The organism is Pseudomonas kulmbachensis, from assembly GCF_963681935.1.
Classification (GTDB): domain Bacteria; phylum Pseudomonadota; class Gammaproteobacteria; order Pseudomonadales; family Pseudomonadaceae; genus Aquipseudomonas; species Aquipseudomonas kulmbachensis.
The window spans coordinates 3,133,549-3,147,342 of the sequence record NZ_OY817088.1 but is presented as its reverse complement, the minus strand read 5'-3'; the positions used below and the strand labels follow the sequence as shown (position 1 = coordinate 3,147,342).

Annotated in this window: 15 protein-coding genes and 1 tRNA gene; 4 read left to right on the top strand and 12 right to left on the bottom strand. The window is 60.7% G+C overall.

What is annotated here, in order from left to right; translation table 11 throughout:
- Nucleotides 1-114: 114 nt before the first annotated feature.
- The 4 genes from gacA (at nt 115) to U5A05_RS14335 (ending at nt 3,308) form a co-directional block, all read left to right on the top strand.
- The gene (gacA, locus tag U5A05_RS14350) at nt 115-753 is read left to right on the top strand and encodes a response regulator transcription factor GacA (protein WP_261738573.1); all 639 of its coding nucleotides are present in this window, start codon (nt 115-117) and stop codon (nt 751-753) included.
- 2 nt (nt 754-755) lie between these two features.
- Nucleotides 756-2,579, top strand: coding sequence for an excinuclease ABC subunit UvrC (gene uvrC / locus U5A05_RS14345; protein WP_321833542.1), 1,824 nt, complete (start codon nt 756-758; stop codon nt 2,577-2,579).
- Nucleotides 2,580-2,611: 32 nt separating this feature from the next.
- Nucleotides 2,612-3,169 carry a CDP-diacylglycerol--glycerol-3-phosphate 3-phosphatidyltransferase gene (gene pgsA, locus U5A05_RS14340; protein ID WP_261738571.1) on the top strand — a complete coding sequence of 186 codons (558 nt, stop codon included), beginning with the start codon at nt 2,612-2,614 and terminating at the stop codon, nt 3,167-3,169.
- 63 nt (nt 3,170-3,232) lie between these two features.
- Nucleotides 3,233-3,308 (top strand) — tRNA-Gly (locus tag U5A05_RS14335).
- 109 nt (nt 3,309-3,417) lie between these two features.
- Here U5A05_RS14335 and U5A05_RS14330 read toward each other — a convergent pair.
- From U5A05_RS14330 to U5A05_RS14275, 12 genes are all read right to left on the bottom strand, one after another.
- Nucleotides 3,418-4,284 (bottom strand): prepilin peptidase, encoded by an 867-nt coding sequence (locus U5A05_RS14330; protein ID WP_321833541.1) that lies wholly within the window; start codon nt 4,282-4,284, stop codon nt 3,418-3,420.
- 145 nt (nt 4,285-4,429) lie between these two features.
- Nucleotides 4,430-4,876: a type II secretion system protein GspM gene (gene gspM / locus U5A05_RS14325; protein ID WP_321833540.1), complete on the bottom strand. Its 447-nt coding sequence runs from the start codon at nt 4,874-4,876 to the stop codon at nt 4,430-4,432.
- A gap of 2 nt (nt 4,877-4,878) precedes the next feature.
- On the bottom strand, nt 4,879-5,958 hold the full coding sequence (gene gspL / locus U5A05_RS14320; RefSeq protein ID WP_321833538.1) for a type II secretion system protein GspL: 1,080 nt from the start codon (nt 5,956-5,958) through the stop codon (nt 4,879-4,881).
- Between the two features lie 7 nt (nt 5,959-5,965).
- Complete coding sequence (gspK, locus tag U5A05_RS14315; protein ID WP_321833536.1) at nt 5,966-6,844, bottom strand: type II secretion system minor pseudopilin GspK; 879 nt, start codon at nt 6,842-6,844, stop codon at nt 5,966-5,968.
- Nucleotides 6,837-7,436 (bottom strand): type II secretion system minor pseudopilin GspJ, encoded by a 600-nt coding sequence (gene gspJ, locus U5A05_RS14310; protein ID WP_321833534.1) that lies wholly within the window; start codon nt 7,434-7,436, stop codon nt 6,837-6,839. The genes gspK and gspJ overlap by 8 nt, the downstream gene beginning before the upstream one ends.
- Nucleotides 7,433-7,801 (bottom strand): type II secretion system minor pseudopilin GspI, encoded by a 369-nt coding sequence (gene gspI / locus U5A05_RS14305; protein WP_321833533.1) that lies wholly within the window; start codon nt 7,799-7,801, stop codon nt 7,433-7,435. The genes gspJ and gspI overlap by 4 nt, the downstream gene beginning before the upstream one ends.
- Nucleotides 7,788-8,270: a type II secretion system minor pseudopilin GspH gene (gene gspH / locus U5A05_RS14300; protein ID WP_321833532.1), complete on the bottom strand. Its 483-nt coding sequence runs from the start codon at nt 8,268-8,270 to the stop codon at nt 7,788-7,790. Before gspH ends, gspI begins: the two co-directional genes overlap by 14 nt.
- Nucleotide 8,271: 1 nt before the next feature.
- Nucleotides 8,272-8,703: a type II secretion system major pseudopilin GspG gene (gspG, locus tag U5A05_RS14295; protein WP_261738563.1), complete on the bottom strand. Its 432-nt coding sequence runs from the start codon at nt 8,701-8,703 to the stop codon at nt 8,272-8,274.
- Between the two features lie 15 nt (nt 8,704-8,718).
- Nucleotides 8,719-9,927, bottom strand: coding sequence for a type II secretion system inner membrane protein GspF (gene gspF, locus U5A05_RS14290; RefSeq protein ID WP_321833530.1), 1,209 nt, complete (start codon nt 9,925-9,927; stop codon nt 8,719-8,721).
- 2 nt (nt 9,928-9,929) lie between these two features.
- The gene (gene gspE, locus U5A05_RS14285) at nt 9,930-11,402 is read right to left on the bottom strand and encodes a type II secretion system ATPase GspE (protein WP_261738561.1); all 1,473 of its coding nucleotides are present in this window, start codon (nt 11,400-11,402) and stop codon (nt 9,930-9,932) included.
- Nucleotides 11,399-13,300 (bottom strand): type II secretion system secretin GspD, encoded by a 1,902-nt coding sequence (gspD, locus tag U5A05_RS14280; protein ID WP_261738560.1) that lies wholly within the window; start codon nt 13,298-13,300, stop codon nt 11,399-11,401. The genes gspE and gspD overlap by 4 nt, the downstream gene beginning before the upstream one ends.
- Nucleotides 13,297-13,791 (bottom strand): type II secretion system protein N, encoded by a 495-nt coding sequence (locus U5A05_RS14275; protein WP_321833527.1) that lies wholly within the window; start codon nt 13,789-13,791, stop codon nt 13,297-13,299. Before U5A05_RS14275 ends, gspD begins: the two co-directional genes overlap by 4 nt.
- Between the last annotated feature and the right edge of the window lie 3 nt (nt 13,792-13,794).

Here is a 13,794-nt window from a genome sequence, read left to right as displayed (position 1 = left end):
CTTTACAAGGCTTTAACGTTTCGGCATGGATAGTTGACGCATGCCGGTAGGTTGGTGCATTAGTTTTTGCTATGGTATCGGCAATCAAACAAGACCAATTTGCGAGGTGTCGACTTGATTCGGGTTCTAGTGGTCGATGATCACGATCTGGTGCGTACAGGGATCACACGAATGCTGGCCGATATCGAGGGCTTGCAAGTGGTCGGTCAAGCCGAGTCCGGTGAGGAGTCGCTTATCAAGGCTCGTGAGCTGAAACCGGATGTGGTCTTGATGGATGTCAAAATGCCCGGCATCGGTGGCCTTGAGGCTACTCGCAAGATGATGCGCAGCCACCCGGATATCAAGGTTGTCGCTGTGACCGTGTGCGAAGAAGACCCTTTTCCGACGCGTTTGCTGCAAGCAGGTGCGGCGGGCTATATGACCAAGGGCGCGGGCCTGGCTGAAATGGTCCAGGCCATTCGCCTGGTATTCGCCGGTCAGCGTTATATCAGCCCACAAGTTGCACAGCAATTGGCGCTCAAGTCCTTTCAGCCCGCCAGTGATTCCCCTTTCGATGCCTTGTCCGAGCGTGAAATTCAGATCGCGCTAATGATTGTCGGTTGCCAGAAGGTTCAGGTTATTTCCGACAAGCTTTGCCTGTCACCCAAGACGGTCAATACCTACCGCTACCGTATCTACGAGAAGCTTTCAGTCAAAAGCGATGTTGAACTGGCGTTGTTGGCCGTTCGTCACGGCATGGTTGATGCTGGCTAACGATGACTGACGTGTTCGACGCAAGTGCGTTTCTTTCGACCTGTAGCGGTCGACCTGGCGTGTATCGCATGTTTGATAGCGATGCGCGGTTGCTTTATGTGGGCAAGGCCAAGCACCTGAAAAAACGCCTGGCCAGCTACTTTCGCAAAACCGGTCTGGCGCCCAAAACGGCGGCTCTGGTTGCGCGGATCGCGCAAATTGAAACCACTATTACCGCCAACGAAACCGAAGCGCTGTTGCTTGAGCAGACGCTTATCAAGGAGTGGCGCCCGCCGTACAACATTCTGTTGCGCGACGACAAGTCCTACCCCTACGTGTTTCTGTCAGATGGCGAGTACCCGCGCCTGAGTATTCATCGCGGCGCCAAGAAGAAAAAAGGCAAGTTTTTTGGGCCCTATCCCAGTGCTGGCGCTATTCGCGAAAGCCTGAGCATCTTGCAGAAGACTTTTCTGGTGCGTCAGTGCGAAGACAGCTATTTCAAAAATAGAACACGACCTTGCTTGCAGTATCAGATCAAGCGCTGCAAGGCCCCGTGTGTCGGTTTGGTCGACCCGCAGGAATATGCCGAAGACGTGCGTCACTCGATCATGTTCCTCGAAGGGCGCAGCAGTGCGCTGACCGACGAGTTGAACAGTGCGATGGAGCAGGCTGCCAGTACCCTCGATTTCGAGCGTGCAGCAGAGGTGCGTGATCAGATCTCCCTGCTGCGTCGGGTTCAGGATCAGCAGAGCATGGAAGGCGGAACCGGCGACGTGGACGTGATTGCCGCCTTTGTGAACCCCGGCGGCGCCTGTGTGCATTTGATCAACGTGCGCGGCGGGCGGGTACTGGGCAGCAAGAACTTCTTTCCTCTGGTAGGCATCGAGGAAGATGTGGCCGAAGTCATGGCGGCGTTTCTCGGGCAGTACTACATCAGCAGCCCTGAGCGCGACCTGCCGAGTGAGCTGATCGTCAACGTGGAGCATGAGAGCTTCGGGGCGATTGTCGAGGCGATAGACGAGCTGCGCGGCCGAGAGCTGGCTATCAGCTACCGGGTGCGTGGCACCCGGGCGCGCTGGCAGCAGTTGGCGGTCACCAATGCCGAGCAGGCGCTGACGGCGCGCCTGACCAACCGCCTGCATGTCGCGGCGCGCTTCGAGGCCCTGGCGCAAGTATTGAAGCTGGACGAAATTCCGCAGCGTCTGGAATGTTATGACATCAGTCACTCCAGCGGCGAAGCCACCGTTGCATCCTGCGTGGTGTTTGGCCCCGAAGGTCCGATCAAGTCGGATTACCGGCGTTTCAACATTGAAGGGGTAACCCCTGGTGATGACTATGCCGCCATGCACCAGGCGCTGATGCGCCGCTTCAGTCGGCTTAAAGAGGGGGAGGGCAAGCTGCCGGACATCCTCTTGGTCGACGGTGGCAAGGGCCAGCTGTCGATGGCCCGTGATGTGCTCAATGAGCTGGCGGTGCCGGACCTGATTCTGCTTGGCGTGGCCAAGGGGGCGACCCGCAAGGCGGGCTTTGAAACCCTCTATTTGAACGACGCGGCCCATGAATTCACATTAAAAGGCGACTCGCCGGCCTTGCATTTGATCCAGCAAATCCGTGACGAGGCTCACCGCTTTGCAATTACCGGACATCGGGCGCGACGCGGCAAAACCCGTCGAACCTCAACCCTGGAAGGCATTGCGGGGGTAGGGCCGACACGTCGCCGAGATTTATTGAAACATTTTGGTGGCTTACAGGAGCTATCTCGTGCCAGCATCGAGGAGATCGCCAAAGCACCCGGGATCAGTAAAAAGCTCGCTGAGTTGATTTATGCAAACCTGCACAGCGAGTAGAATGCCACCTCACCTCGTAGCTAGTTGTGCCGATGAATATCCCTAATTTGATCACCGTACTACGCGTTCTACTTATTCCTTTCTTCATCCTGCTGTTCTATCTCCCCTACAGCTGGAGTTATGTAGCCGCCAGCTCAGTCTTCGCATTTGCGGCGGCGACCGATTGGCTCGACGGCTATCTGGCCCGGCGACTGGAGCAAAGCACGCCTTTTGGCGCCTTTCTGGATCCGGTTGCCGACAAGCTGATGGTCGCTGTGGCTTTGGTTTTGCTGGTGCAAGAACACCACAACGTATGGTTGACCCTGCCTGCGGCCGTGATTATCGGTCGTGAAATCGTCATCTCGGCGTTGCGCGAGTGGATGGCGGAACTGGGCGCGCGGGCTCAGGTTGCCGTATCGAACATGGGCAAATGGAAAACCGCAGCACAAATGCTGGCGCTGATCATCTTGCTGGCCAACCCTTCGGACTTCAGTTTCTGGGTCCTGGTGGGTTACGGGTTGCTGCTGGTGGCTGCCGGGTTGACCTTATGGTCGATGGTTCAATATTTGCGGGCTGCCTGGCCGCATCTGAAGACGACCTCGGTCAAATAAATAAAACTTTTTGAATCAATGGCTTGACGCATTCTTTTATTGCTATAGAATGCGCCACACCAAGCGGGAATAGCTCAGTTGGTAGAGCACGACCTTGCCAAGGTCGGGGTCGCGAGTTCGAGTCTCGTTTCCCGCTCCAGACATGGCCCTACGAATTCATCGCAATTCGACAGGGCAAGAAAAAAGGACCTTAGGGTCCTTTTTTCGTTTCTGCGGCAGCGTATTTTTTGTACAAAATGCGCTGAGCACTAACCGACGAATTGCCAATAGAAGTTGGTTATTTGATCACCCCATATCAATGCAGCCCAGCCGGCCATGGCCAGATAGGGACCAAAGGGGATCGGTGTCGATACTTGAGCGTTGCGCAAACGCAGCAACGTCAGGCCGCCCAACGTGCCAGCCAGGGCCGCCAGCAGGATGGTCAGCGGCAATATCTGCCAGCCGCCCCAGGCCCCCAGCAGGGCCAGCAATTTGAAGTCGCCATAGCCCAAGCCGTCCTGGCCGGTGAGCAGTCGAAACAGCCAGAACACTGACCATAGACTCAGGTAGCCAGCCACCGCGCCCCACATCGCGTCCGTCAGCGGGACAAATACTCCGAAGCTGTTCACGATCAAGCCGAGCCACAGCAGCGGCAGTGTCAGCTCATCAGGCAATAATTGGTGGTCGGCATCGATCAGGCTCGCTGCCAGCAAACCCCAACTCAAGACCAATACTCCGGCGGCCTGCCAGCCAAACCCGAAATGCCAGGCGATAAATCCCGAGAGCACAGCGCAGGCCAGCTCTGTCAGCGGGTAGCGAAGGCTGATGGTTTTTTGGCAGCCTGAACAACGACCACGCAGCAGCAGGTAGCTCACCAGAGGGATGTTTTGCCACGGACGAATCGACTCTGCGCAATGGGGGCAGGCGGAGTGCGGGTACATCAGATTATAGGGCGCCCCGGCAGGTTCAGCGGGCAGATTGAGCGCTTCATGGGCCTGTGCTCGCCAGTCGCGTTCGAGCATCTTCGGCAGGCGCCAGACCAGCACATTGATAAAACTGCCTACGATCAGTCCTAGCACCAGTGCGTATATGACGAAAACCAGAGGGAAACTGGCAAGGACTTCAGTGAGGGCCATGTTCAAATCGCTGATCCAGGTGGGTAAGTGTGCAAGTACTTGGCGCCGTACTCAGAGGCCTTTAGACCGTGAGAATGGTCGCCAATTGAGGGGTAAACAGGGCAGCCAGCTATTGATGATCTGTATGCGTCAGTGAGTGCCAGGTCTATCTGACCTCCAGCACCAGCCTTGCCCGGACGTGGGCCATTGGATTGACCTCAAGGTTGGCCGAAATAACCTCCACCCCTTGCTCGCCGAGTTGCTGCAACCAGGCAAGCAGATCATCCAGAGAACCGGAGAGGCCGAGATTGACTCGGCCTTGTTGTTCGTTATCCAGGCGTTCCAGATTCAGGTTGGCCTCAGCGCTGGTTCGTGCCAGTAACCCCGGCAAGTCCCCGGAGTTAATTGTCGTTCCATGCTGTCCGCCACTAGTGGCGGGCATGCGCTGCAGGTCTGCCGCCAGTTGCAGCTCGTCGCGGTACTGACGTTCTGCGTCCTGCAAGGCCGCACGCTGTGGTTGCCACAACAGCGTCCAGGTCAGCACCAGGCCGAGCAGCAGGGCCAGCAGAGACAAGGCCAAGCGTTCGCGTTCGGATAAATTGCGAAAGGGCATATTCATTCCTTGATCTTCAAACGGGCGCTGACCACTTGGTCATCACGGACGGTGGAGTCGGCTTGCACCGTCAGGCCAGCGCGGCCCAGGCCCTCACGCAAGCGTTCGAGGTCGGCGAAAGCCGGAGCGATTACACGCAGGGTCCAGCCCTCACCATTTTGATAATCCAGCTGGTCGACCCGGGCCAAGGCGCCGCTGCTGTTGCTCCAGTGTCGAGCCAGTGTTTCCAGGCGCCGTGCCAGGTCCTGATGGGGTGTCTGGTTTTGCTGCAGTCGCGCCTGGACCTGACGGTTAAGGTCGACGACCCGAGACTCATCTGGCGCCCGCTGTTGCCAAGTATCAAGGTTGGCTTGATGCAGTTCGACGCTGCGTTGTTCCAACACCATCCGGTGGCCGAAGTCCTGCAACAGGCTGGCGCCACAGCCCAATACGGCCAGTAAAGCCAGGGCGCGCCAGGGTGGGCGGCGCCGACCGCCGAGGGAGAATCCGCCTTGGCGCAAGTCGATGGCGTGCTTCGCGCCTTCGGCCAGCAAAGGCCAAGGTGACTCTTCGCAGCGATGCAGGTCGTCTGGCAGCAATGTGACCAGGGTTTCCAGCTCCTCTTCGATGAGGGCCGAGGGATGGACGATCGTACCGCCGAGCAACCAGCGACCTGCGCAGTACAAGGCTGTCGGCTGCTCGCCCTGCACGCAGTCGGCATCGATATGAATCCGCGTTGGGACCAGGCCTTTGTCCTCCAGGCGCGCGAGCAGTGGTTGTAGCCAGTCGCGGCGTATCACCCACAATCGGCAATGACGCCGTTGGTGTAACGGCCCCTGGGCCAGGTGCAGTTGGTCGAGGTCATCCAGCAGTTTTTCTTCAAGTGCCGAATGGATCGCCTGACGCAGCCAGCGGCCGCTGCCTGGGGGTACTTCGATGCGGTGATGGCTGGCGGCTTCGCTGGGCAGCAGCAATACCAGAGGCTGACCAGCAAGGGCCTGGGCCGCCTGATCCAGATCGCCCTGGGTCACGGGGCCGTCGCCATGCCACCAGGTCAGGGGCGCGTCCTCGATCAGGGAGGAGATATAAAGTAAGGCGTTCACGTGGGGGTCACTCCGAAAAAGTGCGCAGAGGGGCGACGAGTTGTCGGCGCAGCACCTGAACCTGGCCGTCAATGCCAGTGCGCAGGTCGCTGATCAGGTGCAGGCGACGTTCGCCCAGCGCTACCTCGAGGGTCGCGCGAAAGTTGCTACTACTGGTGGTCAGCCCTGCACCATTGACTTGGCGGCCTTGCAGCAGCGGTTGCTCAAGAAACTCCTGCACGCTTTTGTAACCGTCGGCAGGGCGTTGCTGCACCAGGGCCTGGGCGATACCGAGGTCCAGGCTTTCGAGGGTAGCCAGCAGTTGGGCGCTTGCGGTATTGATGTTCAAGGCAGCCAACCCGGTGGTCGCAACCCAAGGTTGCAGGCGCTGCCAGCCCGAGAAGTCCAGGGCTACCAGACGGCGCAATTCGCTGCTGTCGGCGAAGGGTAAGGGCTTGTGGTTGTAGCCTGCAGTCGTGGGCAGGCTTGCTGGGTCGTGGGGGGGCAGACCGAGTTGTGCCAGCAGGCGCTGGTAGCGAGCACGGTTCAGTTCGTCGTTGGGATTGCGCAGGCGGTCGAGGTTAAAGCGCGCGCCCAAGTCTTCCAGGTGGATGCGGATACGCCCGCCCTCGATCTCGAGTTCGCCGCCGTCCTGGGGCCAGCGCTGTCCCAAATGCACTCGGGTCAGGCCGTCGTCAGCGCGCAGGTCGCTGCGCAATTGCTCGCGGGCCCAGGTCTCGCCGCTGAGGGCCAACTGCCAGAGTTGCTGCTGTTGCAATTGGTTGGCGCTACTGGCCACGCTCAGGCGTTGTCGGGCGAGCATGTCGCTGATGATCAGGGTCACCAGTGCGGTGATCAGCAACACACTGATCAGCGCCACCCCTCGTTGCCGACGTGGGTTATTCACTGGCGGTGCCCTGGAAACCGGGCAGCAAGATAACCCGGCGGATATCCGGGTAACCGGGGGCGTCGAGTTCAATCTCTATCGCTTGCGGCAGGCTTAGCGGCAGGCTCAGGGCCGGCCAGGCCGAATGCGCGGTGCCGTTGGCGTCGATGTAGCGCAGGTGTTTGAGATGCACGCCATCGAGCAAGCGCTGCTGGCGAACTTCCCCTGGCAGGGGTACTTGCCCGGTGAGGGGGTGGTAGTCGCGCAGCCATTGGCCCTGGCTCCAGCGGTGGTTGACTTGCAGTACATCGCTGCGTGCCTGCTCCAGCGGGTTGCTCCAGCCGCCCCTTACGAGGCGCAGGTTATCGCTGCGCCCGATCAGTGCCTGGCGTCGGCTGGGGTCATCGCTCAGTGGGTAGGCGATGGCTTGTGTCAGGTCGCGCTCGAAGATCGCGAGGGCCCGTTGCAGGTTGCGCAGTTGCTGTTCGTGTTGGTCGATGCGCCGCTCACTGTGCATCACGCGCTCCAGCAGTTGATAGCAGGCCAGGCCCAGTAGGCTGAACAGGGCCATGGCGATGAGCACTTCCAGAAGGGTAAAACCACGCTGTTTCATGGGTGTGCCTCGATGAATCCGCTGAGCAAGGCCCGGCGCAGCGGTCGTGGGCCGACGATGTAAACCTCCAGGCTGACCTGGCGCAGGCGTGGGTCGGGGGCGCTCGTCACACGGCTGTCGAGCAGCCACTGACGGCCGCCGAAGTCCAGTTTCTCTGGTTGCTGACCGGCGGCGATCTGGCGCATACCAGCGCGCAGTTCGGTCAAGCGGTTGTCCGCCAGCCAATGTGCAAGGCTGCGTTCGGAAAGGCCGCTATTGTTGCTGGCTATGTGCTGGGCAGCGCTGTAGAGGGCCACTGAAAGGGTGGCAAAGATGCTCAGGGCGACCATTACTTCGAGCAAGGTAAAACCGTCACAGCGTTTCAATGCGCACCTCTTCCAGCCCGTCGCTGTGCAGAGAGAGCACCGGTTTGAGGCGATGTTCTACGTGCAGGGTAAAAGGCGAAATTTCATCGTTGGACAGCACCAGCAGTTGCGGTGCTTTGCTGTTGGCAGGGGCGTTGGGCTCAAGCAGGTTTGCTCCCGCTTGCAATTGCAGGCGTACGTTTACCGGCAGTTGCTGCTCGCGGTATTGCAGGGCGGGCTGCCAGCGTCCGTCTCTGGTGCGCGACTGGACCGAGTAACGGTCGTTGTCCAGGCGCAGGCCATAGTCGCGGTGGTTAATCAGGGCGTCTACGCGCAGCAGCCCGATCAGGCTGCGCAGCTGTTCTGCCTCGCGGCGGGCCTGCTGGATGCTATCGACCTGGGACAGCCCTGCCAGGCCTGCCATCAGGCCGACGATCAGGATCACCACCAGTACTTCGAGCAAGGTAAAGCCGCGGGCGGAGTGCTTCACTTCAGAAGTCCCAGTTACCGATATCGGCGTTCAGGCCTTCGCCACCGAGGCGGCCATCGGCACCGAAGGAGAACAGATCGTATGCATTCTCCCGGCTACCCGGGGACAGGTACTGGTAAGCGTTGCCCCAGGGGTCGACCGGTAGGCGCTTGAGGTAGCCGTCCGCATTCCAGTTGCGCATCAGGGCGCCCGATGGTTTGCTGACCAGGGCTTCGAGGCCTTGCTGGGTGTTGGGATAGTTGTGGTTGTCGAGCTTGTAGATGTCCAGGGCCATGGCGATGGCCTTGATGTCGCTCTGCGCCGCGGTGGCCTTGGCCTGGCCCGGGCGGCTCATGATCTGTGGTACCACCAGCGCGGCGAGTACCCCGAGGATTACCACGACCACCATGATTTCGATCAGGGTGAAACCCCTTTGCTTGTGTCGCTTGTGCATGCGCACTCCCGTGTTTTAGGTGATGAGTTGGTTAAGGCTGAGGATCGGCATCAGAATCGCCAGGACGATGAGCAGTACGCTGGCGCCCATGAACACCAGCATCACCGGTTCGAACAGGCCCACCAGCATGGCGATGCGGTTGGCCAGTTGCGCTTCCTGCTGTTGCGCGGCGCGGTCGAGCATGGCGTCCAGCTCGCCGGAGCGTTCGCCGCTGGCGATCATGTAGAGCATCATTGGCGGGAATTGGCCGCTGTGTTCCAAGGCACGAGTCAGGCCGCTACCTTCGCGCACCGCTTGGGCGACGTCTTTCAGACAGGTACGAATTTTCTGGTTGGCGACAACCTGAGCGGAGATTTCCAGGGCGTCCACCAACGGCACGCCGCTACGTCCAAGAATCGCCAGGGTGCTGACAAAACGTGTGCAGTTGCTGGCCCGGATCACCCGGCCGAGCAGTGGCACACGCAGTTGCAATTGGTGCCAGCGCAGGAGCGTCGCCGGTTTTTTCAGTGCCAACCGGGCAGCTGCCAGCAAGCCTGCGATCAGTAACAGCAGCAGCAGACCGTAGTCGTGCAGCAAGTTACTGGCGGCAATCAGGCCTCGGGTGAGCAGGGGCAGTTGCTGGCCGCTGTCGATAAACACCTTGACCACGTCCGGCACCACAAAACCGAGCAGAAAACCGACGATACTAAAAGCCGCCACCATCAGGATGCTCGGGTAGAGCACGGCCAGCTGTATCTGTTGCTGCGCGGCCTGGCGTGCCTCGGTGTAATCGGCCAGTTGCAGCAGCACATGGCCCAGGTGCCCGGAGCGTTCGCCAGCGGCCACAGTAGCTCGGTACAGCGCGGGGAAGGCACGGGGGAATTCGCCCATGGCGCGGGCCAGGCTGTGACCTTCCAGAACGCGTGCGCGAATCGCCAGGACCATGCTCTGCTGGGCGTTTTTTTCGCACTGGGCGGCTACCGCCGCCAGTACGTCTGCCAGGGGTAGCGAAGCTTGTACCAAGGTCGCGAACTGGCGTGTCAGCAGGGACAGCTGCGCTGTGCTCAGGCTGCGTCTTGAGGACCCCATACTCCGGTCCTGGTTACCGCGGGCAGGCTTGACTTGCAATGGAATCAGGTTGCGCTCGCGCAACAGTTGGCGTGCCTGGCGGATGCTGTCGGCTTCCTGCACACCCTTGGTTTTGCGGCCAGCGTTACACATGGCGAGGTATTCGAAGGCGGCCATGGTCAGTCCTCCCGGGTTACGCGCAGTAATTCTTCGAGGCTGGTGCTGCCTTGCAGTACCTTTTCGCGGCCATCGGCGAACAGGCTTGGCCCGTGTGCTCGGGCATGGCGGCTGAGTTCGGCTTCACCGGCACCCTGGTGTACCAATTGGCGCAATTTTTCGTCGAACAGCACCAGTTCGTAGATGCCCTGGCGTCCGCGATAGCCGCTGTGCTGGCAGGCCGCGCAGCCTTTTGCCTGATACAGCAGGGGTGGCGCCAGGGGGGCGAGATCCAGGCGCGCGCATGCACTGGTATCAGCGGGTGCGCCGACCTTGCACTCGACGCACAGCACCCGCACCAAGCGCTGGGCCAGTACCCCTATCAGCGAGGTGCAGAGCAAAAACGGCTCCACGCCCATATCGACCAAGCGCGTAACCGCGCCCACTGCGCTGTTGGTGTGCAGGGTCGATAGCACCAGGTGTCCAGTGAGGGACGCCTGCACGGCAATTTCGGCGGTTTCACGGTCGCGAATTTCACCGACCATCACCACGTCCGGGTCTTGCCGCAAGATGGCCCGCAGGCCACGGGCGAAGGTCATGTCCACCTTGGTGTTGACCTGCGTCTGGCCGATGCCCGTCAGGTGATATTCCACCGGGTCTTCAATGGTCAGGATATTGCGGGACAACGTGTTGAGACTGGCAAGGCCCGCATACAGGGTGGTGGTTTTGCCGGAGCCGGTGGGCCCAGTCACCAGCAGGATCCCGTGGGGCCGCGCGAGGGTGGCTTCCAGGCGTTCGCGACAAGCCGTGGCCATGCCCAGACGCGCCAGGTCCAGGCGCCCGGCCTGTTTGTCCAGCAGGCGCATCACTACGCGTTCACCGTGGGCTGAGGGCAGGGTGGAAACGCGCACGTCAACTTCATGGCCGCCAATTCGCAGGGCGATACGGCCGTCCTGGGGGATGCGTTTTTCGGCTATGTCCAGGCGTGCCATGACCTTGATCCGCGACACCAGTAGCCCGGCCAGTTCGCGCCGAGGGCGCAGCACTTCGCGCAGCAGGCCATCGACGCGCAGGCGCACCGAGAGGTGTTGCTCGAAGGTCTCCAGGTGGATGTCCGAGGCCTTGGCCTTGACCGCCTCACCGAGGATGGCGTTGATCAGACGGATGATCGGTGCATCGTCTTCCTGCTCCAGCAGGTCTGTGGTCTGCGGCAGGTGTTCGGCCAGGCTGGCCATATCGTCCTGGTCAGCTATTTGGTCGCCCAGGCCTTCGGCCATTTGCATGGCATCATCCTGCCCATCGCGGTAGCACTCGGCCAGGCGCAAGGCGAAGTTTTCGGCGCTAATCACTTGAGTGTGGGGCTGGGCGCCATGACGCCTGCGCACTTCGGCCAGGACTTCCAGCGACGTGTCGTTGCGGCACAGCAATTGGTCGTGCTCCAGCAAAACGCCGTGGCGCCGAGCGAAACTGAAAGGCAGACGTACTGCCTGGGTCATGGCTTGGTCTCGCTGCGCATGTCGGTCACCCCGCCTTGCGGGTTGGCATCGAACATCTGTCGCGGATCATTTGGCAGACGCATGCTATTGGGGCTGCCGTCCAGAGCCCGAAGCTGGCGCAGGTTCTCGTACTTGCGGTCGCTAAGGTTGCTGTTGTCATTGCTGGTGCGCAGCAGTGTCGGGCGCAGGAAGACCATCAGGTTGGTCTTTTCAGTGACCTCACGAGTACTGCTGAACAGGCGGCCGATAAACGGAATGCTGCCCAATATCGGGACCTTGCTGACTTGGGTCTTGACGTTGTCCTTGATCAAGCCACCAAGCACGATGATCTGCCCATCGTCGGCCAGGATGGTGCTTTTTACAGAGCGTTTGTTGGTGATTATGTCGCTGGTGCTGATGCCCGCCGGGGCGGCGGCCAGCTCTGAGCTCTCCTGCTCGACCTCCAGGCGCAAGGTTTTGCCATCGTTGATATGGGGTGTCACCTTGAGGGTAATCCCCACGTCCTTGCGCTCCACGGTGGTGAAGGGGTTGCTGGCACCGGCACTGTCGGTGGTGTAGGAGCCCGTCTGGAATGGCACGTTCTGCCCGACCAGGATTTCTGCAGCCTCGTTGTCCAGGGTCAGCAGGCTAGGAGTCGACAGCAGGTTGTTGTTGGAGTCGCTGGACAGCGCGGTGACCAGAGCCCCGAAGTTGCGGCTTCCCAGGCCTATGATTGCGCCATCGGGCAGCGTCGGGCTCTTGTCGTTGTTGAGGTTGCCCAGCAGGGTGCCGATGGCCAGGCCGCTGGCCGGGAAGTTGGTGCCACCGGTCAGATTGCCCGCCCTTGCGGCCCACTGCACGCCGAGGGCCTCATTGATGTCGCCACTGACTTCGACAATGGCCGCTTCCACCAGCACTTGGGCCCGTGGGCGGTCAAGCTCGGCGATGACCTTGTCAAGCATGCTCAGTTGCGAGGGTTCTGCCATGAGTACCAGGGCGTTCTGGCTTTGGTCGGCGCTGACCAGGATTGAGTTGCCTTGGGAGCTGCCCTCGGAACTGCCACGGCCACCGCCTTCGATGCGCTTGCCGATGCCGTTGAGCAGCTCGGCCATTTGCTTGGCGTCGCTATGGCGTAGGCGTACCACGCGGGTGCCATCGTCGGCGTTGGAGGCTACGTCCATGGTTTTGGCCAGGCGTTCCATCTGTAGGCGTGCCGGCGCCGGGCCGATCAGGATCAGGCGATTGCTGCGGGCGTCGCCGATGGCTTTGGCGGTGCTATTGCCGCTGTTATTCTGGGCGACGCTTTCGCTCAGGATCTTGGCCACGTCGACCGCCCAGGCATGTTTCAGGTTGAGGGTGGTAACGGCCTTGTGCCCGGCGGCATCGAGGTCGCTGACCACCTGGCGAATACGTTCGACGTTGTTGGCGCTGTCTGTGATGACCAGTGCATTTGCACTGGCCGAGGGGGCGAGGTAAGCGTCCGGTGCCACCAGCGGTCGCACCACGGTCGCCACTTCACTGGCAGTGGCGTTATACAGAGGCAATACTTTGGTGATGAACATATCACCCACGGCCATTTTGCTTCCGACAGCCTTGGTCTTGGCTTCGCTGACAGGCACGATCAGCACTCGGTCACCCTGGTCGAGGGCGGCGAACCCCTGGCTGCGCAGCACGGTAAGAAACAGTGAGTAAATACCCTCGCGGTCCATGGCAGAGGCCGACTGCACTGTGACCTTGCCGCTCATGCGAGGGTCCAGGACCATGGTCTTGCCGGTAATGTTACCGACTTCACTGACCAGGTCCTGCAGCTCGGCGTCCTTCATGTTCAAGGTCCACTTGTGCTTGGCATCGGCCGTGGCCAGGGGTGAAAGCAGGGTGCCGAGCATCAGCACGGTACCGGTGATCAGGGAGAGGTTCATGGTTGCATCTCTGCTGGAGGGGGGAGTGCGTCGGCAGTGGGTGTGGGGGTCAGCAGACGCGCGGTATGGCTGGGAAAAGCCAGGGTTTGTTCCAGGCCCCCACCCAGCACCACAATGTGATCCGGGTTGATTGAGCTGAGGCTGACGCCGCCGGGCAGGCGATCGCCAATGCTGTAGAACGCGGTGCTGTCTGGGGCACGGATCAGCGCACGTGAGTCCTTGCTGTGAGCGGCTGTCAGGCTCGCCAGCAGGGTTAGCGGCACCGCAAGGGCAGCTCTCTGCATCTCGGGCGGCGTGGCGCCGAACATTCTGGTTATGCCTTGCGTGTCCAGCGCTTGCAGAGGCTTGGGAGCCTCTGCCGCGGTGGCGCTCTGGGCTGGTTGCGCGGGCAGTTGCTGGATGAAGTCCCAGCTGCCAAGGGCGAGCCAGGCACATAGCGCGCAGGCGCTGAGCAGCAGCAGGTCGCGGTTGAGCGGCATCTTTGCGAGCATAGG